This window comes from Prochlorococcus marinus str. MIT 0912, assembly GCF_027359595.1.
Lineage (GTDB): Bacteria > Cyanobacteriota > Cyanobacteriia > PCC-6307 > Cyanobiaceae > Prochlorococcus_B > Prochlorococcus_B marinus_C.
In genome coordinates, this window is the sequence record NZ_CP114783.1 from 1,505,621 (window position 1) to 1,528,971 (window position 23,351).

25 protein-coding genes and 1 tRNA gene are annotated in these 23,351 nt (G+C 35.5%); 17 read left to right on the forward strand and 9 right to left on the reverse strand.

All coding sequences use genetic code 11. The features are described 5' to 3' along the window. Window positions 1-43 precede the first annotated feature (43 nt). The 4 genes from O5640_RS08670 to O5640_RS08685 all read left to right on the forward strand — a co-directional run bounded on the left by O5640_RS08670 (window position 44) and on the right by O5640_RS08685 (window position 3,161). The gene (locus tag O5640_RS08670) at window positions 44-250 is read left to right on the forward strand and encodes a DUF751 family protein (RefSeq protein WP_269604181.1); all 207 of its coding nucleotides are present in this window, start codon (window positions 44-46) and stop codon (window positions 248-250) included. 2 nt (window positions 251-252) lie between these two features. After that, the gene (rbfA, locus tag O5640_RS08675) at window positions 253-624 is read left to right on the forward strand and encodes a 30S ribosome-binding factor RbfA (protein WP_269612053.1); all 372 of its coding nucleotides are present in this window, start codon (window positions 253-255) and stop codon (window positions 622-624) included. A gap of 17 nt (window positions 625-641) precedes the next feature. Continuing rightward, the gene (locus O5640_RS08680) at window positions 642-2,276 is read left to right on the forward strand and encodes a glycoside hydrolase family 3 N-terminal domain-containing protein (RefSeq protein WP_269612055.1); all 1,635 of its coding nucleotides are present in this window, start codon (window positions 642-644) and stop codon (window positions 2,274-2,276) included. Window positions 2,277-2,375: 99 nt separating this feature from the next. Next, window positions 2,376-3,161, forward strand: coding sequence for a uroporphyrinogen-III synthase (locus O5640_RS08685; RefSeq protein ID WP_269612057.1), 786 nt, complete (start codon window positions 2,376-2,378; stop codon window positions 3,159-3,161). Window positions 3,162-3,163: 2 nt separating this feature from the next. Here O5640_RS08685 and O5640_RS08690 read toward each other — a convergent pair whose 3' ends face one another. Both O5640_RS08690 and zds read right to left on the reverse strand, forming a co-directional pair. Then, window positions 3,164-3,616: an SRPBCC family protein gene (locus tag O5640_RS08690; RefSeq protein ID WP_269612058.1), complete on the reverse strand. Its 453-nt coding sequence runs from the start codon at window positions 3,614-3,616 to the stop codon at window positions 3,164-3,166. 3 nt (window positions 3,617-3,619) lie between these two features. Further along, window positions 3,620-5,080: a 9,9'-di-cis-zeta-carotene desaturase gene (gene zds, locus O5640_RS08695; protein WP_269612059.1), complete on the reverse strand. Its 1,461-nt coding sequence runs from the start codon at window positions 5,078-5,080 to the stop codon at window positions 3,620-3,622. A 105-nt stretch (window positions 5,081-5,185) separates the two neighbouring features. On the opposite strand from zds, the gene O5640_RS08700 reads away from it, so the two are divergent. Further along, window positions 5,186-5,575 (forward strand): HesB/IscA family protein, encoded by a 390-nt coding sequence (locus tag O5640_RS08700; protein ID WP_269612060.1) that lies wholly within the window; start codon window positions 5,186-5,188, stop codon window positions 5,573-5,575. A 29-nt stretch (window positions 5,576-5,604) separates the two neighbouring features. Further along, window positions 5,605-6,024 carry a tetratricopeptide repeat protein gene (locus O5640_RS08705; RefSeq protein ID WP_269612061.1) on the forward strand — a complete coding sequence of 140 codons (420 nt, stop codon included), beginning with the start codon at window positions 5,605-5,607 and terminating at the stop codon, window positions 6,022-6,024. Between the two features lie 27 nt (window positions 6,025-6,051). Here the strand turns inward: O5640_RS08705 and O5640_RS08710 are convergent, their stop codons facing one another. Then, a complete protein-coding gene (locus tag O5640_RS08710; protein ID WP_269612062.1) occupies window positions 6,052-6,981 on the reverse strand; it encodes a TIGR01777 family oxidoreductase in 930 nt (309 codons plus the stop codon). Between the two features lie 189 nt (window positions 6,982-7,170). Between O5640_RS08710 and O5640_RS08715 the strand changes: the two genes are divergently transcribed. Beyond that, window positions 7,171-7,434 carry an NAD(P)H-quinone oxidoreductase subunit O gene (locus tag O5640_RS08715; protein WP_269612063.1) on the forward strand — a complete coding sequence of 88 codons (264 nt, stop codon included), beginning with the start codon at window positions 7,171-7,173 and terminating at the stop codon, window positions 7,432-7,434. 21 nt (window positions 7,435-7,455) lie between these two features. Here O5640_RS08715 and O5640_RS08720 read toward each other — a convergent pair whose 3' ends face one another. After that, entirely contained in the window at window positions 7,456-8,109 is a 654-nt protein-coding gene (locus O5640_RS08720) for a J domain-containing protein (RefSeq protein ID WP_269612064.1), read from the reverse strand. A 22-nt stretch (window positions 8,110-8,131) separates the two neighbouring features. Next, window positions 8,132-9,100: a cysteine synthase A gene (cysK, locus tag O5640_RS08725; protein WP_269612065.1), complete on the reverse strand. Its 969-nt coding sequence runs from the start codon at window positions 9,098-9,100 to the stop codon at window positions 8,132-8,134. Window positions 9,101-9,333: 233 nt separating this feature from the next. Between cysK and O5640_RS08730 the strand changes: the two genes are divergently transcribed. From O5640_RS08730 to O5640_RS08750, 5 genes are all read left to right on the forward strand, one after another. Next, window positions 9,334-10,809: an ArnT family glycosyltransferase gene (locus O5640_RS08730; RefSeq protein WP_269612067.1), complete on the forward strand. Its 1,476-nt coding sequence runs from the start codon at window positions 9,334-9,336 to the stop codon at window positions 10,807-10,809. An 82-nt stretch (window positions 10,810-10,891) separates the two neighbouring features. Next, window positions 10,892-11,152, forward strand: coding sequence for a hypothetical protein (locus O5640_RS08735; RefSeq protein ID WP_269612068.1), 261 nt, complete (start codon window positions 10,892-10,894; stop codon window positions 11,150-11,152). A 20-nt stretch (window positions 11,153-11,172) separates the two neighbouring features. Next, window positions 11,173-11,859, forward strand: a complete 687-nt coding sequence (locus O5640_RS08740; protein ID WP_420063705.1) for an ABC transporter ATP-binding protein — start codon at window positions 11,173-11,175, stop codon at window positions 11,857-11,859. A gap of 29 nt (window positions 11,860-11,888) precedes the next feature. Continuing rightward, window positions 11,889-11,960, forward strand: a tRNA-Asn gene (locus tag O5640_RS08745). A 418-nt stretch (window positions 11,961-12,378) separates the two neighbouring features. Then, window positions 12,379-13,176, forward strand: coding sequence for a response regulator transcription factor (locus tag O5640_RS08750; RefSeq protein ID WP_269612071.1), 798 nt, complete (start codon window positions 12,379-12,381; stop codon window positions 13,174-13,176). Here the strand turns inward: O5640_RS08750 and O5640_RS08755 are convergent. From O5640_RS08755 to O5640_RS08765, 3 genes are read right to left on the reverse strand one after another with little or no spacing between them, the layout of a single operon-like run. Next, window positions 13,173-14,132, reverse strand: a complete 960-nt coding sequence (locus tag O5640_RS08755) for a DNA polymerase III subunit delta' (protein WP_269612072.1) — start codon at window positions 14,130-14,132, stop codon at window positions 13,173-13,175. The two genes, O5640_RS08750 and O5640_RS08755, sit on opposite strands and share 4 nt — an antisense overlap. Before the next feature lies 1 nt (window position 14,133). After that, on the reverse strand, window positions 14,134-14,769 hold the full coding sequence (gene tmk, locus O5640_RS08760; RefSeq protein WP_269612073.1) for a dTMP kinase: 636 nt from the start codon (window positions 14,767-14,769) through the stop codon (window positions 14,134-14,136). Further along, window positions 14,766-17,096 (reverse strand): heavy metal translocating P-type ATPase, encoded by a 2,331-nt coding sequence (locus O5640_RS08765; protein ID WP_269612074.1) that lies wholly within the window; start codon window positions 17,094-17,096, stop codon window positions 14,766-14,768. The genes tmk and O5640_RS08765 overlap by 4 nt, the downstream gene beginning before the upstream one ends. Before the next feature lie 161 nt (window positions 17,097-17,257). Here O5640_RS08765 and O5640_RS08770 point away from each other — a divergent pair, with 161 nt between their 5' ends. Then, window positions 17,258-17,779, forward strand: a complete 522-nt coding sequence (locus tag O5640_RS08770; RefSeq protein WP_158465957.1) for a photosystem I assembly protein Ycf3 — start codon at window positions 17,258-17,260, stop codon at window positions 17,777-17,779. Window positions 17,780-17,795: 16 nt separating this feature from the next. Here O5640_RS08770 and radA read toward each other — a convergent pair whose 3' ends face one another. Further along, window positions 17,796-19,175, reverse strand: a complete 1,380-nt coding sequence (radA, locus tag O5640_RS08775) for a DNA repair protein RadA (RefSeq protein WP_269612075.1) — start codon at window positions 19,173-19,175, stop codon at window positions 17,796-17,798. A gap of 107 nt (window positions 19,176-19,282) precedes the next feature. Here radA and rpaB point away from each other — a divergent pair, with 107 nt between their 5' ends. The 4 genes from rpaB to fabD are packed head-to-tail and all read left to right on the forward strand — an operon-like array spanning window position 19,283 to window position 23,351. Continuing rightward, the gene (gene rpaB / locus O5640_RS08780) at window positions 19,283-20,029 is read left to right on the forward strand and encodes a response regulator transcription factor RpaB (RefSeq protein WP_011294133.1); all 747 of its coding nucleotides are present in this window, start codon (window positions 19,283-19,285) and stop codon (window positions 20,027-20,029) included. A 4-nt stretch (window positions 20,030-20,033) separates the two neighbouring features. After that, entirely contained in the window at window positions 20,034-21,356 is a 1,323-nt protein-coding gene (gene plsX / locus O5640_RS08785) for a phosphate acyltransferase PlsX (protein ID WP_269612076.1), read from the forward strand. Window positions 21,357-21,410: 54 nt separating this feature from the next. Next, window positions 21,411-22,427, forward strand: coding sequence for a beta-ketoacyl-ACP synthase III (locus O5640_RS08790; RefSeq protein WP_269612077.1), 1,017 nt, complete (start codon window positions 21,411-21,413; stop codon window positions 22,425-22,427). A gap of 27 nt (window positions 22,428-22,454) precedes the next feature. Further along, window positions 22,455-23,351 carry an ACP S-malonyltransferase gene (fabD, locus tag O5640_RS08795; RefSeq protein WP_269612078.1) on the forward strand — a complete coding sequence of 299 codons (897 nt, stop codon included), beginning with the start codon at window positions 22,455-22,457 and terminating at the stop codon, window positions 23,349-23,351.

The window sequence follows — 23,351 nt, forward strand, 5'->3', positions numbered from 1 at the left end:
GTTAGCAGAGTAGCTATTAATTCAGTATTTTGTTGGAGAAAAAATGGGTGAGTTTTTTTCTAATGTTTCTAGATATCCCAAATATCTCATCACAATAGTTTTGGGAGTTTTCACCTCTGCAATTTCTCCATTAATTAAACGAGGTAGTAATCCAATCACAGCGATTGCTCTTGTTGGGGCGTTGGTAAGTGGACTTCTGACAATAATTTTCTTATTAAAGGCTATGGCTTTCCCTGTCCCAATAACTTAGATATGGCTAATTCAAGAAGAGTAGAAAAATTAGCAGCTTTACTCAAAAGAGAAGTTAGTGAACTTTTAGTTAATGGGGTTAGAGATGAAAGAATTCATCAAGCTATGATTACCATTACCTCTGTTGAGGTCTCAGGTGACTTACAGCATGCAAAAATTTTTGTAAGTCTTTTTGGCGAAGAGAAAAACAAAGCTGAGGTGCTAGTGGGTTTAGAGGAAGCAAAGAGATTTATTCGTGCTGAGCTTGCTAGAAGGCTTCAAATGAGACGATCTCCTGAGCTTGTTTTTAAGATTGATAAAGGTATGACAAAAGGTCCGGCAGTTTTAGATCTTCTCCATTCATTAGAACTTGAACGTAAAAGTAAAGACTTATAGATTAATCGATATTTTTGATGAATAAATCTGATCTTAGAAGACAAGTTGCTGAATTATTTATAGTAAGAGCCAGTGGATTTAATCTTGATTCGCAACGTTTATATCCCAACTTAGAAGAATCTAATTCAAATCTTAAGAGACTTTTAGAAGAAGGAGTTGGTGGAGTTATTTTTTTAGGAGGAACTGTAAAAGAATTAGAAATTCGTTGCAATGTTTTAAAAAAATGGTCTGGTAAACCTCTTCTCTTATGTGCTGACATTGAGGAAGGTGTAGGTCAACGATTTTATGGAGGAACAAAGTTTATTCCTCCAATGGGTATCGCTCAGATTTATAAAAAAGATCACAATTTAGCAATTTCTATTGCTGAGAAAATCGGTTATTTTACTGGTAAAGAAGCAAAATATATTGGTTTAAATTGGCTATTAGCACCAGTCTGTGATATCAATAACAATTCAAATAATCCGGTTATTAATCTAAGAGCTTGGGGAGAAGAAACTGAACCAGTCACAAGTTTAACTTGTGCTTTTCATAGGGGTGTTTCTAAATCAAAAATGCTTACTTGCGCAAAACATTTTCCTGGGCATGGTAATTCCGAAATTGACTCGCACTTGGATCTTCCAGAAATAGAGAATGACTTATCTGAATTAGAGAAATTTGAGTTAATTCCCTTTAGATCTTTAATCAATGAAGGAGTCAATAGTATCATGATCGGTCATTTACTTTTATCGAAAATTGATCCTATTTACCCGGCAACACTTTCAAAAAGATTGGTTACTGATTTGTTGCGTATCAAATTAAAATATGATGGTTTAGTTGTCAGTGATGCCTTGGTTATGAATGCAATATCTAATAAATATAGTAGTGGTATATCTGCAGTTATGGCTTTTGAAGCAGGAATTGATTTGATTATGATGCCCAAAGATATTGATGAGGCAATTGATTCTCTAACTGATGCTTTTTATTCAGAAAAAATTTCTTTAGAAAGGTTACATACATCTAGAGAAAGAAGAAAAAAACAACTTGATTTAATTGGTAATGAAAATGATTTAGAAAAAAAAGAATTGAGGCATGAAGATGTTAAGAATAAATTTCTATTTGATGCTTATAGATTTAGTAATTCTATAATAAGAAATTCACTTTTTGTCAGAGGAGAAAGTACTATAAAAGCTAAGGTTAATGATATTAACCTTATACAGATTGATAATTTTGATCAAGTTTCTAATAAATTTTTACCTGCATTAAATTTACCCAAAGCAGTAGGCTTTAGAAATTTGATTATACATCCACTTGGCATCAGTCCATGGCAAGATAATAATAAAAAATTGTTAGAATTAGGGCAATTTCGTAATAGTAAAATTCTTGTTCAGCTTTTTGTAAGAGGTAAACCATTTATAGGATTAGAATATCATAATGATCATTGGATAGACGCTATAAAAAATTTAGAAATTGAGGAAAGATTATCAGGAATTATTATATATGGATGTCCATATTTATATGATAAAATAAAGAAAACCATTCATGACTCTATCCCTTTAGCTTATAGTCCTAGTCAAATAGAGGAAGCACAAACTCAAATTTTAAGTCGTATTTTGCAATCAAAAATAGTTCAAAAGGAAGTTGATAAAAAATCAAGTCAAGAATTTACTGATTGAAAATTGTTTAATAGATAATCTAGACTCAAGAAAAACCTTATCATTGTTTAAATAACTGCATAGTGATTCTTTAGACTTCCTAGAAAGAAGCATATAGAAATGCCTTTAACCGACAAGAAGATAATTATTACTCGTGCCCAAGAACAGACTTCAGAGGCTCGTAAGATCTTTCGAGAAAATGGAGCTGAGGTATTCGATCTTCCTTCATTAATGATTGGACCTCCAGATGACTGGGCTCCTTTAGATGATGCCTTAAAGGAAATTACAACCTTTGACTGGATAATTTTTTCTAGCGCAAATGGTGTTAGAAATGTTGAAGATAGACTGAAAGAAATAGGATTATCTTTATCAAAAATTTCCGAGACTATTCAAATTGCTGCTGTCGGTAGAAAAACAGCTTCTTTGTTATCAGATATTGATGCAAAGATTAGTTTTGTTCCTCCTAGTTTTGTTGCAGATAGCTTGGTTGAATATTTCCCTCAGAATCAAAAAGGTTTAAAACTATTTATTCCGAGAGTACAAACTGGAGGTAGATCAATATTATCTGACTCTTTTAAATTAAAAGGAGCAGAGGTTACTGAAGTAGCTGCTTATGAATCTTCTTGTCCTAAAGATATGCCTCAAAAGACTATAGAGGCTTTGAAAAGTGGGGAAATAGATATTATTGCCTTTACTAGTGGTAAAACAGTAAAAAATACTGTCAGTTTATTAAAAAAATACTTTGGTGAAAATTGGTTGACATTAATCGAAAGGATTAAACTTGTTTCGATTGGACCCCAAACAACTATTAGCTGTAACAACCTTATTAGAAAACCTGATAACGAGGCTTCACCGCATGATCTAGATGGATTATTAAAAGCTTGTTTGGAACTAAAATTTAATTAAATTTATGCAGATTTTTCGACAAGTTCTTTAAATCCATCAAGATTTTTTTGTAATTCTTTCGTGACCATTCCTCCAAGAATATTTGCTTTCATTAGATTTGCTAAAACTTGAGGTAATTCATAAGATATTTTTAATTTAACCACAGTTTTAGTGCTCTCTTCATTGTAAAACCGTACTGACCCCTTGGTAGGTAAACCACCAACTGATTTCCATTCCAATTTCTCTGCTTCTACTCTTTCAGTGATTTGAGCTTTCCATTTAAAACGAAAGCCATTAGCTGCAAGTGTCCACTCCGTTAAATCAGGAAGTGTCGAGGTTTTTTCATCGACTGTCTTAACCGATTCAATCCAAGTCATCCACAAAGGCATCGAATCTAAATCACTCCAAAACTTCCAGACAAGTTCAACTGGAGCATGAATTTCACTTATCACTGTGTGATCAAGCCACTTTCCCATTTCTTAAGCAACCGAAGAATTTTTTGCTAGTGAAACAGACTTTGAGAGCATTGCTGAAGCAGCAAGATGCCCACTCATTGTTGCTCCTTCCATAGAGTCAATGTAATCCTGTTTTGTGTAACTGCCTGCTAAGAAGAAATTACTAAAAGAAGTTTTTTGATCTGGTCTATATGGCTCCATTCCAGGTGCCTCTCTGTAGAGAGAATGAGAAACTTTGACCACATTGCTCCATAAAAGCTTCAAGCCTTTTGAAGAAGGGAAAAGTGTCCTGACCTGTAGATCAGTATGTTTTACAATTTCATCTGAGGGCTTGGTTATCCAGGGATCTCCAGGCGTTAACACACATTGAAGTAGTGAGCCCTGACCATCTTTTTTATAGTCTTCTGGGCTTGATAAGGCTAAATCAGCAAAACAACTGAAATCAGCATCGGCTGTGTATAGCAAATTGTCTAACCCAGATGGACTTTTTAGATTTATTTGAGCTTTTTCATTATTAATCTCTGTTACCCAGCCATCGTATCTAAGTTGTACTGTTGCGACTGGTACAGCATCAAGATTGAAAAGTGAGTCAAACTCTTTAAAACGTCTCCATGATCTAGGAATTATTCTTTTAATACCAGATACATCGCAAGCAGCTAAATATTTGTCTGCTTGAATTTTTTGTTCACCATTTGGAGTTTGAAGAGTTAATCCAGTCACGGATGGTTGGTCGGAATCCTCTGAATGAATTTCTTTAACAATATTCTCTAAGTGAAGTTTTCCACCTCTTTGTTCAATGTAATCGAGTATTGGCTTCGTGAGCCATTTGTGTGGTGAGCCCTTCAATAGGTTGAGCTTGGATGCCTCTGTTTTTGAAGCAAACATCATAAAGATGGTAAGCATGCATCTTGCTGAAATAGCTTCGCAATCAATGAATCCCAGAGCATATGCAATAGGATTCCACATCCTTTCGATACTATTTAGGCTTCCTCCATGGTTTAGAAACCATTGTTTAAAGCTTATGGAATCTAGTGAGCGTATTGTTTTCATCGCCCCCTCATAGTCAATAAGCCCTCTTACAATTGGACTTGTCCCAAGAGCAAGAGCATTCCTTAGCTTGTCAATCCAATTTAATTGAGGTGTAGTGAAGAAAGCTTTTAGACCGTTGAACGGAGCTCCTGCAAAAAATCGAAAATCAAGTGACTTGATGTCACCGCCTTTGTTAACAAAAAGGTGAGTGTGGTCTTTTGGTAAAAGATTTTCAAATGCCCCTACTTTTCTCATTAAGGCAAACAGATTGGCATAGTTGAAAAAGAACACATGCAAGCCCATCTCTATATGATTGCCATCGGAATCTTCCCAGCTTCCAACTTTACCTCCAATAAATGGTTTTGCCTCATATAGGTCGACCTCATGTCCTTCATCAACAAGGTCAACTGCAGCAGTCAATCCTGCTAAACCTGCACCTATTATTGCGATTTTCACTCGTTTAATTAGATGGATACACTAACTCTATGAATAAAAACTCGTTTTTGGCACTTTTAAAATCGAATATAATTAATAGAGTGTTATTAAAGTACGGAAAAAACAATGAGTGAATCAAACGCACCGCCCGAAACTCATAAAGCTCAAGATGGCAAGGGAGTACTTATTACCACTCCCGCATTGGATCAGTTGTCTAGACTTTGCAAAGAACAAGGTTCAGGGAAATTATTGAGAGTTGGAGTGCGTTCAGGAGGATGCAGTGGTATGAGTTACACGATGGACTTTGTGTCTGTTGATGATATTCAAAAAGATGATGAAGTTTATGAATATTCAGTAGGAAGCAGCTCTTTTAAAGTGATTTGTGATCCTAAGAGTCTTTTGTATATATATGGCATGCAGTTAGATTTCAGTACAGATTTAATTGGTGGAGGCTTTAACTTTACTAATCCCAATGCATCACAAACTTGTGGCTGTGGAAGTTCCTTTGCTGTTTAACTTTAACTAAAAGAATTTAAAAATTAACAATGGATCAATCAGAGGAAAGTCTTTTTGAAGAGGCCCTAAATCGCTATAAAGCTGGTTCACCGGCTGATGAATTGATTGAAGATTTTCAGAAAATAACTTCTACTACTCCAAATAATGCTGCTGCATGGACATGCTTGTCTTGGCTGCAGTTGTTATGTGATTTGCCTCAGGAAGCGTTGCGATCTGCAAGGTATGCCGTGAAACTTAACGGTCAAGATCCACAGTCAAGAATTAATTTAAGTCTTGCATTGTTAGAGACTAATTCTAAAGGAGTTAGAGATCATATTGATTATGTGAAAAGGGCTATGTTCGTTCTTCCTGAATTAGAAAAAGAATTAAAAGAATCATTTGAAGATGGCCTTTCACGGAAACCTAATTGGAAAACATTACTTAAAATAAAGAATTGGTTAGATCTTTGATGTTTGATTAGATTCCATAAAAAATTTTTAAGTTAAAATATCTTTAAAAGCGACTTTAATTGAGGGAAAACTGAATTTAAATTTGAGTTTATTCAATCTTTGAGGTTGTACATTTTGTCCTTCTAAAACCACACGAGCTCCATCTCCTAAAAGTAACTTCAAGATTGGCCCAGGAACTGCGATAAGACTTGGTCTGCCAAGTGATTTACCAAGTGAATTAGAGAACTCACTCATTCTTACAGGATTTGGTGCGACCCCATTGACGACACCTGACCAAGCAGAATTTTTTAGACTTTCGTTAATGAGATTACAAAGGTCTGTTCTATGTATCCAGCTCATCCATTGTTTTCCATCCCCTATGGGACCTCCAAGACCAGCTCTAAAAATGGGAAGCATTTTCCCAAGTGCTCCGCCATCTTTAGCCAATACAATTCCAATTCTGACAATTAAAAGTCGAGTTGCTCTTGGTTTTTCTCTCGCAATAGATTCCCATTCTTTACAGAGATTTGCTAGAAAATCTTCACCCTGAATATTTTCTTCAGTGAATTCAGTTTGGGCATGTGATCCATAAAAACCAATTGCCGATGCATTAATAAGAACTTTTGGCGGTTTTCTTAGATTCCTGAGGTTTTTAATCAGATTCTTTGTTGTCTTTATGCGACTATTTGTAATTTCTTTACAGTGATCAGTTGTCCATCTTTTTTCAGCAATTGGTTCGCCAGCGAGATTTATAACTCCTTCGCAGCTTTTAAGAGAGTTTTGAATTTCTTCGTTATCCCAAGAAGAAGACTCAGCTGGATTCATTTTTATGACATTGATGCTTTGCTCATCAGCTATCGCTTTTAATTTTTCTTTGGATTGTCTAGATATGACTGTGAGGTTGTGCCCTTCTTTGATTAGCAAAGGAATTAATTCCCGCCCAATAAAACCAGTGCATCCAGTAAGTAGTAATTTCAAGATTTCTCTAATTAGATTTGATCAGCTTAGAGGGATTTTGATTAACTTATGATATTGATCGATCAAGAATATTCGCTTTATGGAATTTGCGATTGATTAATAGCATGATTTTTACCATTTTGTTTTAACTGCTATTCTTCATTTGAATATTTGAATTAAGTCATTACTCTTTTTTATTAATTATTAAAAATGTCTGAACAAACCGGAAAAGCAGATGATTCACAATCACCTCCAAAGATACAAAAGAAATTAAGAAAAGGAGATCTTATAAAAGTCGATCGTGAAAAATATTCTAATAGCTTAGAATCTAAAGCTAGCGATAATAATTTACCTGAATATATTTTTCAAGGGCCTGGAGAAATTTTATTGATTAAAGGAGACTATTGTCAAGTTAGGTGGAGAAGACCAGTCCCTGATATTTGGGTAAAATCTGATCATATAGTCTCATATTAATAAATGAAAAAAAATATGAAACTATAGAATAAGCCATTCTTTTTTATTACTTTGTAAAAATTTTCTTTTTTTCTTAGCAATAGCAATCATTGCCTTTCCATCATGGAGGTAATTGTCTACATAGCCCATTGTATAGCGTTCTAATTCATTAATACCATCCTCAACATGTGATAAACAATGATAAAGATCTAAGCTGAAATCCCTTATAATTGTGGGACTTGCAAAAGATGTATATATTTTATTAATCTTAGTTATTTTGTTTTTACTTTTCTCAAGATATAGGCAAAAAGAATCCATTAATATTTGATCATAAGGATCAGCTGATAAATCTCTTATTTTTGAACCTAAAGGATTAATTATTTGTCCTAATAATTTATCTATGGGTAAGTATATATTCTGGAACCATTTCTTTATCTCTTCAGATTGAGAGTAATTATTAGCTTCTCTTTTGTATTCATTCTGGTTATAAGCTGGTGAATTATTAACTGTATTTAAATTAAAATCTTTATGTTTTTTCTTTAATATTTCCCATGCTGAGTTGACTTCGAGCATGACTGTTGAATCTCCTCCTTTGTCTGGGTGATGTATCTTTACAAGATTTCTATATGCTTTTTTAATCTCTTCTAGTTTTGCATTGGGATGAACTTTCAATATTTGATATGGATCTTTTCTCATTGTTGAATGTTTATTTTTTTATTTAGAGGTATTCATTCCCTTTGACTGGGTTTGCGGGGATGGAAGTAAACATAGTTGTTGAGAGATATCTTTCACCAAAACTAGGCAGGATAACTACCAATCGCTTATTCGCAAACTCAGTTTGATTACCTATTTTTAAAGCAGCTGCTACTGCAGCGCCACTGCTAACACCACTTAGCAAACCCTCTTCTTTGGCAAGCCTTCTTCCTATGTCCATTGCTTCATTATCATCGATTCTTATAACTTCATCAATTTGATCCATGTCTAATACATCAGGAATGAAACCAGCTCCAATGCCTTGTATCGCATGAGATCCAGGATTCCCTCCTGACAGAACAGGGCTTGATGAAGGTTCTACGGCAAAAACCTTGATTTTTGGATTTTTTTGTTTTAAAAATCTTGAGCAACCTGTGATGGTTCCTCCTGTTCCTACTCCAGCAATTAATGCATCAATTCTGCCTTCGCAATCTTCCCAAATTTCTTCAGCGGTTGTTTTTTCATGAATTGCAGGATTGGATAAATTATCGAATTGCTGAAGTAAATATGAATTAGGTATGGAGGCTACCAATTCCTTTGCTAGCTGAATAGCGCCTTGGATTCCCTCTTTCCCAGGAGTTAGTTGAAGCTCTGCTCCAAATGCTCTTAACATTGAGCGTCGCTCAGTACTCATTGTGTCAGGCATTGTAAGTATGAGCCGATAACCTTTTGCTGCTGCAACCATGGCCAATGCAATTCCTGTGTTGCCGCTAGTTGGTTCAATAAGAACAGTATGTCCTGGTTTGATGGTGCCCTCTTTTTCTGCTGATTTAACCATTGCACCAGCTATACGGTCTTTTACGGATGCTGTCGGATTGAAACTTTCTAATTTGGCTATAATTTCCGCTCTACAATTAAATTTATTAGGTAATCGATTTAGTTTGACCAAAGGAGTTTGGCCAACTAAAGCAGTTATGTCATTAGCAATTGGCATGATGTTATTTTAAAAACTTAAATCAGTTTCTAGGCAAAAGTTATTTAATAATTCAATTCTTTTTTAATAATGCTTGAAAATTTGGTATTCAAAAGCTTTATTGGCCTTTTAGAGATATAAATAGATGGAATAATTTTTTGATATTGACTCAGAGCATTTCCCACAACTATAGGCCACCAATTGTTTGGATTTTTCTTTTTTGGACCATAGCTTGTGGAATTGTATTTGTCTCTTTGGGCAATCTGCCTTTAAGAGATTTTGATGAAGCAACTGTCGCACGAGTTGCATTGGAATTAAACCAAAAAAGTGGACTAGATCGATTGCTTCCCTCGATCTGGGACAAACCTTATTTGAACAAACCCCCTGGATTGCATTGGATAATATCTTTTGGTATTGGAATAAGTCAAAATTTCCAAAATAGATTTGATTTATTACCCTCAGAGTTTTGTATCAGATTTTTCCCAGCATTTTTTTCTACTTTTGTTGTTCCATTGGGTGGACTGATTCAGTGGAATTTACGTCCTAAAGATCGCTTGGCGTGTATTACTACATCAGCAATTCTATTGACTTTATTGCCAATTATTAGATATGGAAGAATGGCAATGTTGGATGGAACTCAGCTTAGTGCTATTGCACTTTTATGGTTTTGCTTATCATCAATAAAGAATAATAGGTCTACTAAATTTAATTTCTTAGGAGCTGGATTTGCTTGTAGCTTTATGCTTTTACTTAAAGCTCCTGTAATTATTCCTGCACTATTTGCATCTTTATTACCTTTAATCTGGGAATATAAATCAAAAAAATATTTTAATAATCTTGCATTGTCTTGGTTCTTTTATGGAGTAATTCCAGGTTTTGCTTGGCATGTATGGAACATTATTTCATATGGTTCAGGAGCTTTCTGGCTATGGTGGGGTGATGGAGCAGGAAGAGTTTTATTTGAAAAGGGATCAGGAAGTGAGCTAGGTGTTCTGGTACCAATAATTGAAGTATTTGAAGGTGGCTGGCCTTGGATTCTTGTATGGCCAATTGGTTTTTTGTGGGCATGCTGTAGCCTTAATACTCGTTGGGGCGTTTGGACCTTTAGTACACAGATAATTATTGCAGGAAGTATTTTACCTTTAAAAATGCAACTTCCTTGGTATATCCATCCATTTTGGTTGCCTTTCGCTTTAGCATGCGGCCCCCCAGTATCTTGGTTAATTCAAAGAAAAGAGAATCATTATATTTTAGCTAGAAAATTATTAAGAAATATTCCTTATGTATTGTCTTTTATTGGAATGTGCTTAGTTGCATTTTGCTTATTAGTTAAATTAAACATTCTCAACTTTGAAGAAGGTTATTTGAATGCAATATTCTCCATTAGTTTGGCTTGGTTTGTTGGGGGATTATTATTATCTAATGCACGAAAGAATATTAGAAAATTTGGTTTTGTGGGAATTATTTTTGGAAGCATTATTGGTTTATTATTTTTTGTAAGTTCTAAATTTTGGTTATGGGAAATAAATGAGAATTGGGATGTAAGGCCGGTAGCTGAATTCATATCTGACTTCCCTAATCAAAAAATTTATATTAAAAATAGTTTTGAGCGACCAAGTTTAAATTGGTATGCACGAAAACAAATCAAAACTTTTGACGAAAGAAATCTAACTAATTGCAATGCAATTAAGAAAACTAATAATTGGGATCTTTATACATGTAATAATTAAATAAAATATTATTATTAACATATTTTTCACTTCTTCCGTTTTTATTTGTAAGAATTATCTAGTAATAAGGATTTCTAAACAAGTGTATTGTATCGAGCTTACTATTAAATTAAGTCCTATGCCTTTGGTAGTACAGAGAAAAGAGCATGGAGATGCTCAAAGGCTTTACTCTGAAGTAATAGATTCTATTCGAAAAGGTAATGAAAGGCTTTTAGAGTTGACTTGTGAAAAAGTTGAAGATAAGAAAATTACTGTTCTTGTTAGTGAAATTACAGCTGTACAAATTTATGAAAAGACAAGTAGTAGCACTAGTAAACCTCCAGGATTCTCTTTTCAGAATTAAAAAAACATTGGAGTGATTTAATTTTGGAACAAACTGGGTGTGGCTATTTGCAATTTGATAATGTTTCTTTTTCTTGGCCCAATGGAGTCAAGGTTATTGATCAATGCTCTTTTTCAATTGTAAAACCTGGTTTGTGGATGCTGGTAGGTGAAAATGGAAGTGGAAAAAGCACTTTGTTTCGCCTAATCAGTGGTGCAATTCGTCCTAAAAGCGGAAACATTTTTTGTTCTCTTAGACCATCCATGGTTTATCAAAATCCAGACCATCAATTGCTTATGCCAACCTGTAAAAGTGAGTTGATGCTTAGCGTTCCAAAAACCGTTAAGGATAGAAATTTATTGGATTTGATTCAATCCGCTCTTGATAAAGTGGAGTTAGGAGAAATGTTAGACAGACCTATTCACACTTTGAGTGGTGGCCAGAAGCAGCGTTTAGCTCTTGCTGGAGCAATTGTCAGCAATTCTAATTTACTTTTACTTGATGAGCCGACAGCACTATTGGATCCTAAAAGTCAAACTTCAGTTTTGAATGTTATTAAGAAATTGACAAGTTCCTCATCCGATCCAATAACTGCAATATGGGTCACACATCGATTGGAGGAATTAAATTTTTGTGATAAGGCGGCAATTGTTAAAAATGGATGTCTTAGTAATTGGAATTCTGGGTCAAAAGTGTTCCAAGAATTAAAATCACTTGCCCTTAGGTAGCTAGCAAGGGTAAGTTCTTAATGTTGTAATCCTCGGTAGCTCAGCGGTAGAGCGATCGGCTGTTAACCGATTGGTCGCAGGTTCGAATCCCGCCCGGGGAGTTCTTAGAAAGAGTAAAAAGGAGTGAAGAGCAATTGACTCATCTCCCTAAAAGGGATTTTGAGAAGACTAGATGTGTATTGGTTGATTGCTGAGAATAGTTTTTTTTACTTTTAACTTCAAAAAATATTTTTTGATTTTAGAAATAAAACCAATCTCACGATTTTTTATTAACGTTTTTCATGAAAGTTTTGAGAATTCCTTAACAGTTGAGCCTTGGAATCGGAAGACTTTCTAAAGACAGGCCAGCTTCTTTTCCTCTTTTAAGGCTTAAAAAATCAGTGATAGACTTTGATCTTGTCGATTAAGCTATAGGAAACCGTATTTTTTGAATTCTGCAATAAAAACAAAATTTTGAGAGAATCATATGAATCTTTAGTAATCGCTACAGCGGGTACTTTCTAACTTGGGCAATTATTAATGAAGCCTTGCATTTTACTCATTGAAGACGACCAAGACATGAGAGATCTGGTTGCTGGGCACCTTGAGCACACAGGTTTTGATGTCCAAAAAGCTGAGGATGGTATCAAGGGTCAAGCACTCGCTCTCCAGTACGCGCCTGATCTAATTCTTCTTGATTTAATGCTTCCAAAAGTTGATGGTCTAACTCTTTGTCAACGTTTAAGAAGAGATGAGAGAACATCAGGTATACCTATTCTTATGATCACTGCCTTGGGAGGTATCAAGGACAAAGTAACGGGTTTTAATTCTGGCGCAGATGATTACATAACTAAACCATTTGATCTCGAGGAATTACAAGTCAGGATAAAGGCCTTACTAAGAAGAACAAATCGTGCTCCATTAGGTAGTAATAATCAGCAAGAAATACTCAATTACGGTCCCCTTACACTTGTTCCTGAAAGATTTGAGGCTATTTGGTTTGAATCTCCCGTTCGTTTGACTCATTTAGAATTTGAACTGCTCCATTGTTTGATGCAAAGGCATGGCCAGACAGTTGCACCTTCACTAATACTCAAAGAAGTTTGGGGTTATGAACCTGATGACGATATTGAAACCATACGAGTACATGTAAGGCATTTGAGAACCAAGCTTGAACCTGATCCAAGAAAACCAAGATTCATTAAAACTGTATATGGTGCAGGATATTGCTTGGAATTACCAATTGGAGAAAAAATAAGTGAAATTCAAGCATTAATAACTCAATCGAGAGAATCTAACTCTTCTAAAAATAATTCAGATGAAAGGGTTATTGCTTAGCCGATCAATTGTATTTCTAATAAAGTTACCTCCCAAGCAAGTCGCGGTTGTACATATTTAAGTAATTGCTTTCTAAGCTCTTCGAATTGTTTAACCACATTTGAATTTCTTTCTTCTATCCAAGCCTTATATTGTTGGAAATCAATGATCCATAGTTGTTGCTCTATATCTAGTTCATCGGTGATTTCCTTTGCTAATTGTAATGACTCAATTTGAGTATTTAATTTGGCTTCTAGCTTGTTTCTCAACGGACTGGAGATGGATAACCAAGATTGAAGGTTAATTAGATATCGTCCGGGTGATCCATATGAAAAATCGATCAATTCTCTAATTTTGTCAGTGGGAATATCGTCTATTTCTCTACCTACTTCTAATTGTTCAATAATTTTACTGACTTGATTATGATTCAATCTTATAAATGGGACTATCTGACACCTTGATCTAATTGTGGATAGTAATTTTTCTGATCTTTGAGTGATAAGAATAAATAACCCTGTATTTGTCTCTTCAAGAGTTTTTAATAACGCATTGGATGCAGATTCATTTATTTTTTCAATATCTTCAATTATCACTATGCTTCTTTCTGATTCAAATGGCTTTTTCCCAAGAAATTCTATTATTTCTTTAACTTGATTTAGCCTGATTTGCGGAGGTGATTTCATTCTTAAACTTTCTGACCTTGCTTGTGTCTGAGAAATACTTTTACCTTGGACTAAATAAGATGGTTCTATCCATAATAAGTCAGGATGATTATTACTTTCTATTTTCCTTTTTGTACTTTCTTTGTCTTGATTCTTTTCAAGAAGAGCTCTAATAAAAATTTTAGCAGTTTTTTTTCTTCCAACTCCCTCTGGTCCAGAGAACAAATAAGCAGGAGAAACATGTTCTTTTTGAATAGCAGACTTTAAAATTTCAATTGCTAAATCCTGCCCATATATATTTTTGAAATCATTCATTTTACTCGTATTGTATTAACTTCTTTACCTCAGATTTAATTTCGGACATGATATTTTCTTTAGAGTTACTAGCAGATATTTTTTTCCATTTTCTGTCTTCTGACAAAGCTTGAAAGCCTAGAGAAACATTTAATAAAAATTCTCTACCTTCTTTTTCTATTCGATCATCTTTTATATTTATTCTTCTTTCTATACTTTCTTCAACTGGTATGTCTAGCAGAAATGTAATATCTGGAGAAATACCTTGTGTAGCAATCATTTCTAGATCTTTAATTAACTTTATATCTAATTTTCTTCCATAACCTTGATAAGCAATTGTGGAACCACAAAATCTATCGCTTATTACCCAATTCCCTTTATTTAAAGCTGGGCGTATAATTTCATTTACATGTTGTGATCTATCTGCGGCATAAAGCAAAAGCTCAGTAATAGAATCTGGGCTTTTTCCTTTAGAAGTATTTAGTAGCAGCGATCTTATAGATTTTCCTAAATTAGTCCCTCCAGGTTCTCTAGTGATAACTAATTGATTGTTTTCAGGAATGATGCCTGTATTAACAATCCATTGCGATAATTGATTGATTTGAGTGGTTTTTCCAGAGCCATCAATACCCTCAAAAACAATAAATTTTCCCTTCATTTTGACTTCAAAGATAAAGCATTAAATACAACACTTATAGAGCTCAAAGCCATAAGTAAAGCCGCCAAGGGAGGAGATAGTAATAAGCCAGAAGATGGTAAAAGTAATCCTGCAGCGATTGGTAAAGCAATTAAGTTGTATCCAAAGGCCCATGCAAGGTTTTGTTTTATTTTTTGCATTGCTTGTTTTGATAACTGTAAGGCATTTGGAAGTGCTTCCAAGTTTTCTCCAAGTAGGACTAGATCAGCAGAATCTTGAGCTATTTGAGTGCCTGTTCCTATCGCTACGCCCAAGTCTGCGGCAGCAAGAGCTGGTGCATCATTAATGCCATCACCTATCATCGCAACCAAACCATTATTTTTTAATAAGTTCAACTTATTTAGTTTGTCTGAAGGTAACATTTGCCATTCAATTTGTTTTGCACTGAACCCTAATTTTTCCCCTAAAGATAAAACTGCGGAATTTCTATCACCACTGAACAAACTTAATGAAAAACCTCTTGAGCGTAATTTATTAATTGATAGGAAAGCATCTTTTCTTACTTGGTCATCAATCAAGAAAAAACCTAATAATTTGTCCTCCAAAGCTACAGCAACTATTGATTGGGCTTTCGTTTGTGAAAGAATGAAATGATTTTCAATCATTTCATTCCATTCAATTCCTTCATTCTTTATCCATTCGGGAGTTCCGACTCTTATAAGTCCTTCTAAATTATTAATTTTGCCAGATAATCCCTTCCCTACATAGGTAGTTGTTGTTGTCACTTTTTCTAGCTTAATTTCTTTTTTTTGTGCTTCTTGAATAATTGCTTGTGCTAGCGGATGCCGACTATCTTGTTCAATGCTTGCCGCCAATTTGAGCATGAAATTTTTTTCTGACTCCTTGTTTTCCCAGCAGCCAACAACTAAAGGTCGTCCAATCGTAAGTGTCCCTGTTTTATCAAAAATAATTTGACTTACTTTTGATGCCATTTCTATAACATCCCCACCCTTGAATAACCATCCTCGTTTAGCAGCTTCCCCGGAGGCAACTGTTATTACCGTAGGTGTAGCTAGTCCTAGAGCACATGGACAGGCCACAACTAAAACAGCTATTGATAATTGAAATGAGAGTCCAATGGGTGTTTGAGGTGTATTAATTAAATGATCATGTAAATGATGACTTTGCATGAAACCTGTATTAGAGACTTCTAAAACTTCGGGCCATATCCTCGTACCTATCTTCCACCAAAAAAGAAAAGTTATTAAAGCAAGAGTTGTTACTCCATAGCAAAATATGCCTGCCACCTTGTCTGCTAATCCTTGAATTGGCGCTTTTCTAGCTTGTGCCTCTTCAACCAAACTTATTATTTTAGCTATTGCAGTCTCAGAACCTATTTTTTGAACTTCTAAAGTAATTGTTGATTCTAAATTCAGGCTCCCAGAGGGAAGTTCGACTCCTGGTGCAGCTTCAAGAGGCAAAGACTCACCAGTTAAACTTGAAACATCTACAGCCGAATTTCCTTTAATAACCAAACCATCAACTGGGATCCTATCCCCTGCTAATAATTGAATTTTCTCTCCTGGTCTTAAGGCACCTATTCTGATTTCACGAATTTCATTATTTTCTAAAATCAGATTGGCCGTTTCGGGTTGTAATTTTGCTAATTCTTTTAATGCTGTGCCTGTGTTGGTTCGTGCTCGTTCCTCTAAAAAACGGCCTAATAAAACAAACCCAAGTAGCATTACTGGTTCATTGAAAAAACATGGCCAGCCAACTGTTGGCCAAACTAAAGCAATTATGCTAGCTATATAAGCACTCAACACACCAAGGCTGACTAAGGTATCCATAGTCGGTGTGAGCATGATTGCTGATTTAAGACCTGCTTTTATGATCGATTTACCAGGGCCTAATAAAGCAAATGTTGCGAGTGCAGCATGAAAAGGTAAGGAACCAATAAGTGGAAAGGATATTTGTTGACCCTCTATTAAATGTCCCAACCCAGATAGGATCAGTAATGAAGTGGCAATTATTAGTTGACGCCATTTATCCCACAAGTTCCGATTTTCGTTTGTTTCTAGTTCGGCATAGTTTGAAATCGTTTGATAAGCTCTTTCCCTTGATGGAAAACCCTTTGATGTAAGAGTTTGTATCACATCGGACAGGGAAATATTAGGTTCTTTAATTTCTACAAAAGCCGTTTTTGTAACTAAATTAACGCTTGCATTTTTTATATTTGGGTGGCCTTTAAGTAATTTTTCAACGGCTTGCACACAACTGCCGCATTTCATTCCATCTACATCAAGCAGAATTGAATTTTTGCTATGGGCAATCTTTTTGTTGCTCAAGGGAATATAAATTGTGGATACTTATCCTAAAGTTAATAAATTAAAAGCATCTTGCATTCATTTAATAATTTATTAATACATAAAAATTAGTTTCATCATTTATATACATTTTTTCTATTTCCAGGCAGGATATAATTATATCTATTGATATTGGTTCAATCGTGCCTAGAAGCCAAAACAAAGACAATTTTCTTGATAAGGCCTTCACGAAGATGGCTGAGGGAATAGTAAAAGTGATGCCAATCGCCTCTAAAGAAAAAGAAGCCTATCTTTATTACAGAAAAGGTTTAGCAGCTCAAAATGATGGAGATTACTCAGAGGCTCTTGAGTATTACGAAGAGAGCTTAAAACTTGAGGATAATCAAGTTGATAGAGGAGAGACATTGAAAAACATGGCTATAATTTATATGAGTAATGGAGATGAAGAGAGAGCACTAAATACATATAAAAAAGCTTTGGGACAAAATCCCAAACAGCCATCTTGCTTAAAAAATATGGGATTAATTTATGAAAAAAGAGGCAGAATGGCTCAAAGAAATGGCAATCAAGATGAGGGTGATATCTGGTTCGATCAGGCAGCTGAGGTTTGGAGTAAAGCTGTTCGTTTATATCCAGGAGGATATCTAGATATAGAGAATTGGCTTAAGACTACTGGTAGAGGAAATGTTGATGTTTATTTATAACTAATTAAAGGATGGATTAACTATTATTTAAAGCATAGATTAAAGCTTGATTAATATTAGAAGCTTTTAATATTTCTAACTTTTGATTTGTTTCAAAATCATTTGTATCTATTCCATCAGGGATAATTAATTTCTTATATCCAAGTCTAACAACTTCATTAATTCGTTGTTGCATTTGTCTGACCAATCGTAATTGACCAGCTAGACCTATCTCTCCTATAAATACTACACCTTCTTTAAGTTCAATATCTTTAAAGCTCGAAACTATTGCAGCAGCTATTCCTAGGTCAGCACCAGGCTCTTCAACTTCTAATCCTCCAGCAACAGCTAGATAACAATCATATCTAGAGAGTGATAGATTCATATTTTTTTCTAGAACTGCCAAGATTTGATGAAGCCTATTTATTTCAACACCAGTGGTAGTTCTTCTTGGACTTGCGTAACTCGTTGGATTTAAAAGTGCTTGTATATCAATGGCCAATGGTCTTGTCCCTTCACAAGTAACAATTGTTGAAATTCCAGGTGCAGAGGTTTTGCTTAAAAATAATTCGCTTGGATTAGATACCTCTGCTAATCCATTTGTGTGCATTTCAAAGACCCCAAGCTCACAAGTTGCACCAAAGCGATTTTTCACCCCTCTTAACAGTCTGTGAGAAGCAAATCGATCACCTTCAAAAGTAAGTACTGCATCGACAAGATGCTCAAGAACTTTTGGTCCGGCTAACATTCCATCCTTTGTAACGTGACCAATAATCAGAAGAGAAATGTTTTCTCGTTTAGCAATTCGCTGAAGAGCTGCTGAACATTCTCTTACTTGAGCTACTGAGCCAGGGGAACTTGATAAATTTTGATCATGCAAAGCTTGGATGCTATCGATAACTGCAACGTCAGGTTTTAAATAATTAAGTTCTTTTATTACTAGCTCTAGATCTGTTTCTGCAAGCAAATGAAGATTGGACTCAGAATCTTCAATGCGATTCCATCTGAGTTTTACTTGTTGGGAAGATTCTTCAGCAGCCACATATAGGACTGATCTTTGATGAGCCATTTCAGTCGCACTTTGCAAAATAAGGGTGCTTTTACCAATCCCTGGGTCTCCCCCAATTAGTACAAGTGATCCAGGTACTAAACCACCTCCTAGTACCCTGTCTAATTCTTCATATCCAGTTCGAATGCGTTCGAATATTTGGCTTTTTGTACGGCTTATTAGTTCTGAACGATAGGGTGATTTCTCATTAGGAGAATTAATCTTTTTGTAAATAGATTTATCTGATTTTTGATTAATTTTTTCCTCTATTATTGAGTTCCATTCTCCACAATTGTTGCAGCGGCCAAAGAATTGCCTGGTTTGAGCTCCGCAACTTTGACAGACATAAATCGAGACAGAACGAGACACTTAGTTGTAAAAAGGAAGTTGGCTGTAGTTGAATAAAGATAGTGATCTTTAAATGTTGGTGAACCTTCACTTAAGATCTTGTTGCAGCCGCCAAAGCTAAGAAACAAATGACGGCCACAAGTCCCTCAAAGGAAACCATCCTCGTAGCTGATGATGAGGCAAGTATTAGGAGGATCCTAGAAACTCGCCTATCCATGATTGGCTATCAGGTGGTTACTGCTTGTGATGGAAATGAGGCATTGGATCTTTTCAGGAATTGTGAGCCTGATTTGGTTGTACTCGATGTCATGATGCCTAAATTGGATGGATATGGAGTTTGCCAGGAACTAAGAAAGGAATCTGATGTTCCAATAGTCATGCTGACAGCATTGGGAGATGTTGCAGATAGAATTACTGGCCTAGAGCTTGGTGCTGATGATTATGTTGTGAAGCCATTTAGCCCAAAAGAATTGGAAGCTAGGATCAGATGCGTATTAAGAAGAGTAGAAAAAGAACAAATAGCAGGATTACCCAATTCAGGGGTGATTGCGGTTATGAATTTAAAGATCGATACAAATAAACGTCAGGTTTATAGAAATGATGAACGAATTAGATTAACAGGTATGGAATTTAGTCTTTTAGAGCTTTTGGTTAGTCGTTCAGGTGAACCTTTTAGTCGAGGGGAGATTCTTAAAGAAGTTTGGGGATATACACCTGAAAGACATGTTGATACGAGGGTAGTGGATGTTCATATTTCTAGACTTAGATCCAAACTTGAGGATGATCCTGCTAATCCAGAATTAATTCTTACGGCAAGAGGAACAGGTTATCTTTTTCAACGAATTGTTGATTCTATGATTCCTGAAGGATCATAAATCAGTGGAAAAAAATCATTTAAATAATAAAACAAATCGTTCTAAGGCAATTAGAAGATTAGTTATTTGGTATCGCCGAAACTCAGCTGTTACAAGTCTTGTTGACACTGCAACAAGCTCAGCTACAGCTGCAAGCAATGTTGCAGGAACAGTTGTTTCTAATGCTGGTTCTGTTGTTACTAGTGCTGGATCAATGGCTAGAAGTACATTAGAGCCATTTGTCTTTGATCCTCTTAGGAGACTGCAAGGTGGACTTAGTACAGACGAAAAACATGGAATTCAAGATTCCGAAAGGATTTGGGTCGCTGTCGATGGCATGGGAGGAGATTTTGCCCCTGGAGCAATTCTTGATGGTTGTTTGAAATCTTTGTCATTACTTCCATTGAAAATTAAATTTGTTGGTGAAATTGAGAAAGTAAAAAAAGCAGCAATTGAATTTGGCTTGGAAGAATCTCTAGAGAAAGCTATTGATGATGGAAATTTCGAATTAATTCCAAGTGGTCTTTCAGTTGGCATGGATGAAGAAGCAACTGCAGTACGTAAAAAAAAGGATGCGAGCATAAATATTGCAATGAAATTGGTTAAAGAAGGAAAAGCTATGGGTGTTTATTCAGCTGGAAACTCTGGAGCAATGATGGCCTCAGCGATTTTCAAGTTGGGACGTTTAAAAGGAATTGATCGTCCCGCAATTGGAGCATTATTTCCAACTAAAGATCCAGGTCAACCAGTTTTGGTTTTAGATGTAGGAGCAAATATGGATTGCAAACCAACCTATTTGCACCAATTTGCTCTTCTTGGAAATATTTATTGTCGAGATGTATTGCAGGTAGACAAGCCAAGAATAGGATTATTGAATATTGGTGAAGAATCTTGTAAGGGTAATGATCTTTCTCAAGCAACTTATAAACTTCTAAAAGAAGAAGAACGGTTTTACTTTTCAGGAAATTGTGAAGGACGAGATGTTTTATCAGGTGATTTTGATGTTGTGGTTTGTGATGGATTTACCGGAAACGTTTTGCTGAAATTTTTAGAGTCAGTAGGAAGTGTCCTTTTGGGAGTTTTGAGAGCTGAGTTACCTAGAGGAAGAAGAGGAAAAGTTGGTTCTGCATTTTTAAGAAATAATTTAAAACGAATTAAGAAACGTCTAGATCATGCTGAACATGGAGGAGCTTTACTTTTAGGAATTAATGGAATTTGTGTTGTTGGTCATGGTGGAAGTAAAGCTTTATCTGTTTTGAGTGCTTTAAGAGTTGTTCATTCAGCAGCAAGTCATGGAGTAATGGATGATTTAGCAGATTTAAATAAACCAGATGTTTTGATGGTCTGATTGGATCTGTCCTACCATGTGATTGACTTATGAAACGAGGGGCTTTTTTTAGATTTGATTAGAAATTCTCAATGGGACTTAGGAATATCTTTTGTGGGGTGCGGAAGCGCAATGCCTCATAAGGTAATCACGAATGATCAACTTGGTCAGAGAGTGGATACTAATGATGAATGGATTAAAAGTAGAACTGGTATTGGTGAAAGAAGGGTTATTGGAGAAAATGAGTCTCTGATTGAATTAGCTACTGAAGCGGCATTTGATGCCATCAAAATGGCTGATTGGGATGTAAAAACTATCGATTTGATAATTCTTGCAACATCTACACCGGAAGATTTATTTGGCTCGGCGCCTAAAATTCAATCAAATTTAGGTGCTTCCAATGCAGTTGCTTTTGATTTGACTGCTGCTTGTAGTGGTTTTTTATTTGCTCTTGTAACTGCATCACAATATTTAGGTTCTGGAGCTATGAAAAGAGCTGTTGTGATTGGAGCAGATCAATTATCAAAATGGGTGGATTGGGATGACAGAAAGACCTGCGTTTTGTTTGGAGATGGAGCAGGAGCAGTAGCTATTGAGTCCTCTGAAAATGAAAGTGGTTTGGTTGGATATGATTTGAAGTCTGATGGAAGTAAAGGAGGTTGCTTAAATCTTTCTCAATCAAATATTTTTTTAGATTTAGTTCAAGGAGTTACTCATCAAAAAGGAGAATATTTGCCAATACAAATGGAAGGAAAGGAGGTTTATAAGTTTGCAGTTAAAGAAGTCCCAATAATTCTTGGAGAACTCTTAGACAAATATCAAATTAATTCTGAGTGTATAGATTGGCTCCTGTTACATCAAGCTAATCAAAGGATTCTTGATGCTGTAGCTTCAAGATTTTCTATCCCATCAGAAAAAGTGCTTTCAAATTTAAGACATTATGGAAACACTTCAGCAGCAACCATTCCATTGATGCTTGATGAGGCGGTTAGAGATCAGAGGATCAAATCAGGAGATTTAATAGCATGTAGTGGATTTGGTGCTGGATTGAGTTGGGGTGCTGCTTTGTTTTATTGGCATGGTCCCCATTAAGCTGTTTAACAATTAATCTAGAAAGTTATGACTATTGCCTGGGTCTTTCCTGGACAAGGCTCTCAGAAAGTAGGGATGGCAAATTCTTTAATAGATTTGCCTGGTTCGAGAGATAGATTTGAATTGGCTTCTCAAATTCTTGGGAGAGATCTTTGGGAAATCTGTTCTGGTGAGGGGGAGGCAAACGAAGAAATATATGATTTAAATGATACGAGGAATACCCAACCTGCACTTTTTGTTGTTGAGTCACTATTGGTTGATGATTTGAAAAGACAAAAAAGGGAGGCCCAATTAATTGCAGGACACAGCCTCGGAGAAATAGTTGGTCTTTATTCAGCAGATGTTTTAGATGCCAAGACAGCGTTATTGCTATTAAAGAAAAGATCTGAATTGATGGCATCGGCAGGAGGAGGAGCAATGATTGCTGTTTTGGGTTTTGATCGAAATGAATTAGATGATTTGATTAAAGAAACTGAGGGAGCTGCAATAGCCAATGACAATAGTGAATCTCAAGTTGTTTTATCTGGTTCACCCGAAGCAGTGAGGAAAGTGGCTGACAATTTAAAATGTAAAAGAGCAATTCCTTTACAAGTTTCAGGTGCTTTTCACTCCATATTTATGACTGAAGCATCTAAAAGTTTTGCTGCAGAACTTGATCAAGTAACTTTTCACGATGCTCAAGTTCCAGTTCTCAGCAATGTTGATCCAACTCCTACTTTAAGTGGTGAGATATTGAAGGATCGTCTAAAAAAACAAATGACTACTGGAGTAAGGTGGAGAGAGACTATGGATGTAATGCAAAAGGAAGGTATAACCACAATGGTTGAGATTGGGCCAGGTAATGTGCTTAGTGGTCTTGCTAAACGATCAATGAAAGGTGTCCTGTCCAGTCAAATATCAAATGCAAGTGATTTGGGCTATTAA

Coding starts and splice junctions, on each gene's coding strand:
- O5640_RS08715 (WP_269612063.1), top strand. CDS start 7,171: ATGTCTGAACAAACCGGAAAAGCAGATGATTCACAATCACCTCCAAAG.
- fabD (WP_269612078.1), top strand. CDS start 22,455: ATGACTATTGCCTGGGTCTTTCCTGGACAAGGCTCTCAGAAAGTAGGG.
- O5640_RS08685 (WP_269612057.1), top strand. CDS start 2,376: ATGCCTTTAACCGACAAGAAGATAATTATTACTCGTGCCCAAGAACAG.
- O5640_RS08700 (WP_269612060.1), top strand. CDS start 5,186: ATGAGTGAATCAAACGCACCGCCCGAAACTCATAAAGCTCAAGATGGC.
- O5640_RS08680 (WP_269612055.1), top strand. CDS start 642: ATGAATAAATCTGATCTTAGAAGACAAGTTGCTGAATTATTTATAGTA.
- O5640_RS08670 (WP_269604181.1), top strand. CDS start 44: ATGGGTGAGTTTTTTTCTAATGTTTCTAGATATCCCAAATATCTCATC.
- O5640_RS08705 (WP_269612061.1), top strand. CDS start 5,605: ATGGATCAATCAGAGGAAAGTCTTTTTGAAGAGGCCCTAAATCGCTAT.
- O5640_RS08750 (WP_269612071.1), top strand. CDS start 12,379: ATGAAGCCTTGCATTTTACTCATTGAAGACGACCAAGACATGAGAGAT.
- O5640_RS08690 (WP_269612058.1), bottom strand. CDS start 3,616: ATGGGAAAGTGGCTTGATCACACAGTGATAAGTGAAATTCATGCTCCA.
- tmk (WP_269612073.1), bottom strand. CDS start 14,769: ATGAAGGGAAAATTTATTGTTTTTGAGGGTATTGATGGCTCTGGAAAA.
- O5640_RS08755 (WP_269612072.1), bottom strand. CDS start 14,132: ATGAATGATTTCAAAAATATATATGGGCAGGATTTAGCAATTGAAATT.
- cysK (WP_269612065.1), bottom strand. CDS start 9,100: ATGCCAATTGCTAATGACATAACTGCTTTAGTTGGCCAAACTCCTTTG.
- O5640_RS08720 (WP_269612064.1), bottom strand. CDS start 8,109: ATGAGAAAAGATCCATATCAAATATTGAAAGTTCATCCCAATGCAAAA.
- rbfA (WP_269612053.1), top strand. CDS start 253: ATGGCTAATTCAAGAAGAGTAGAAAAATTAGCAGCTTTACTCAAAAGA.
- rpaB (WP_011294133.1), top strand. CDS start 19,283: ATGACGGCCACAAGTCCCTCAAAGGAAACCATCCTCGTAGCTGATGAT.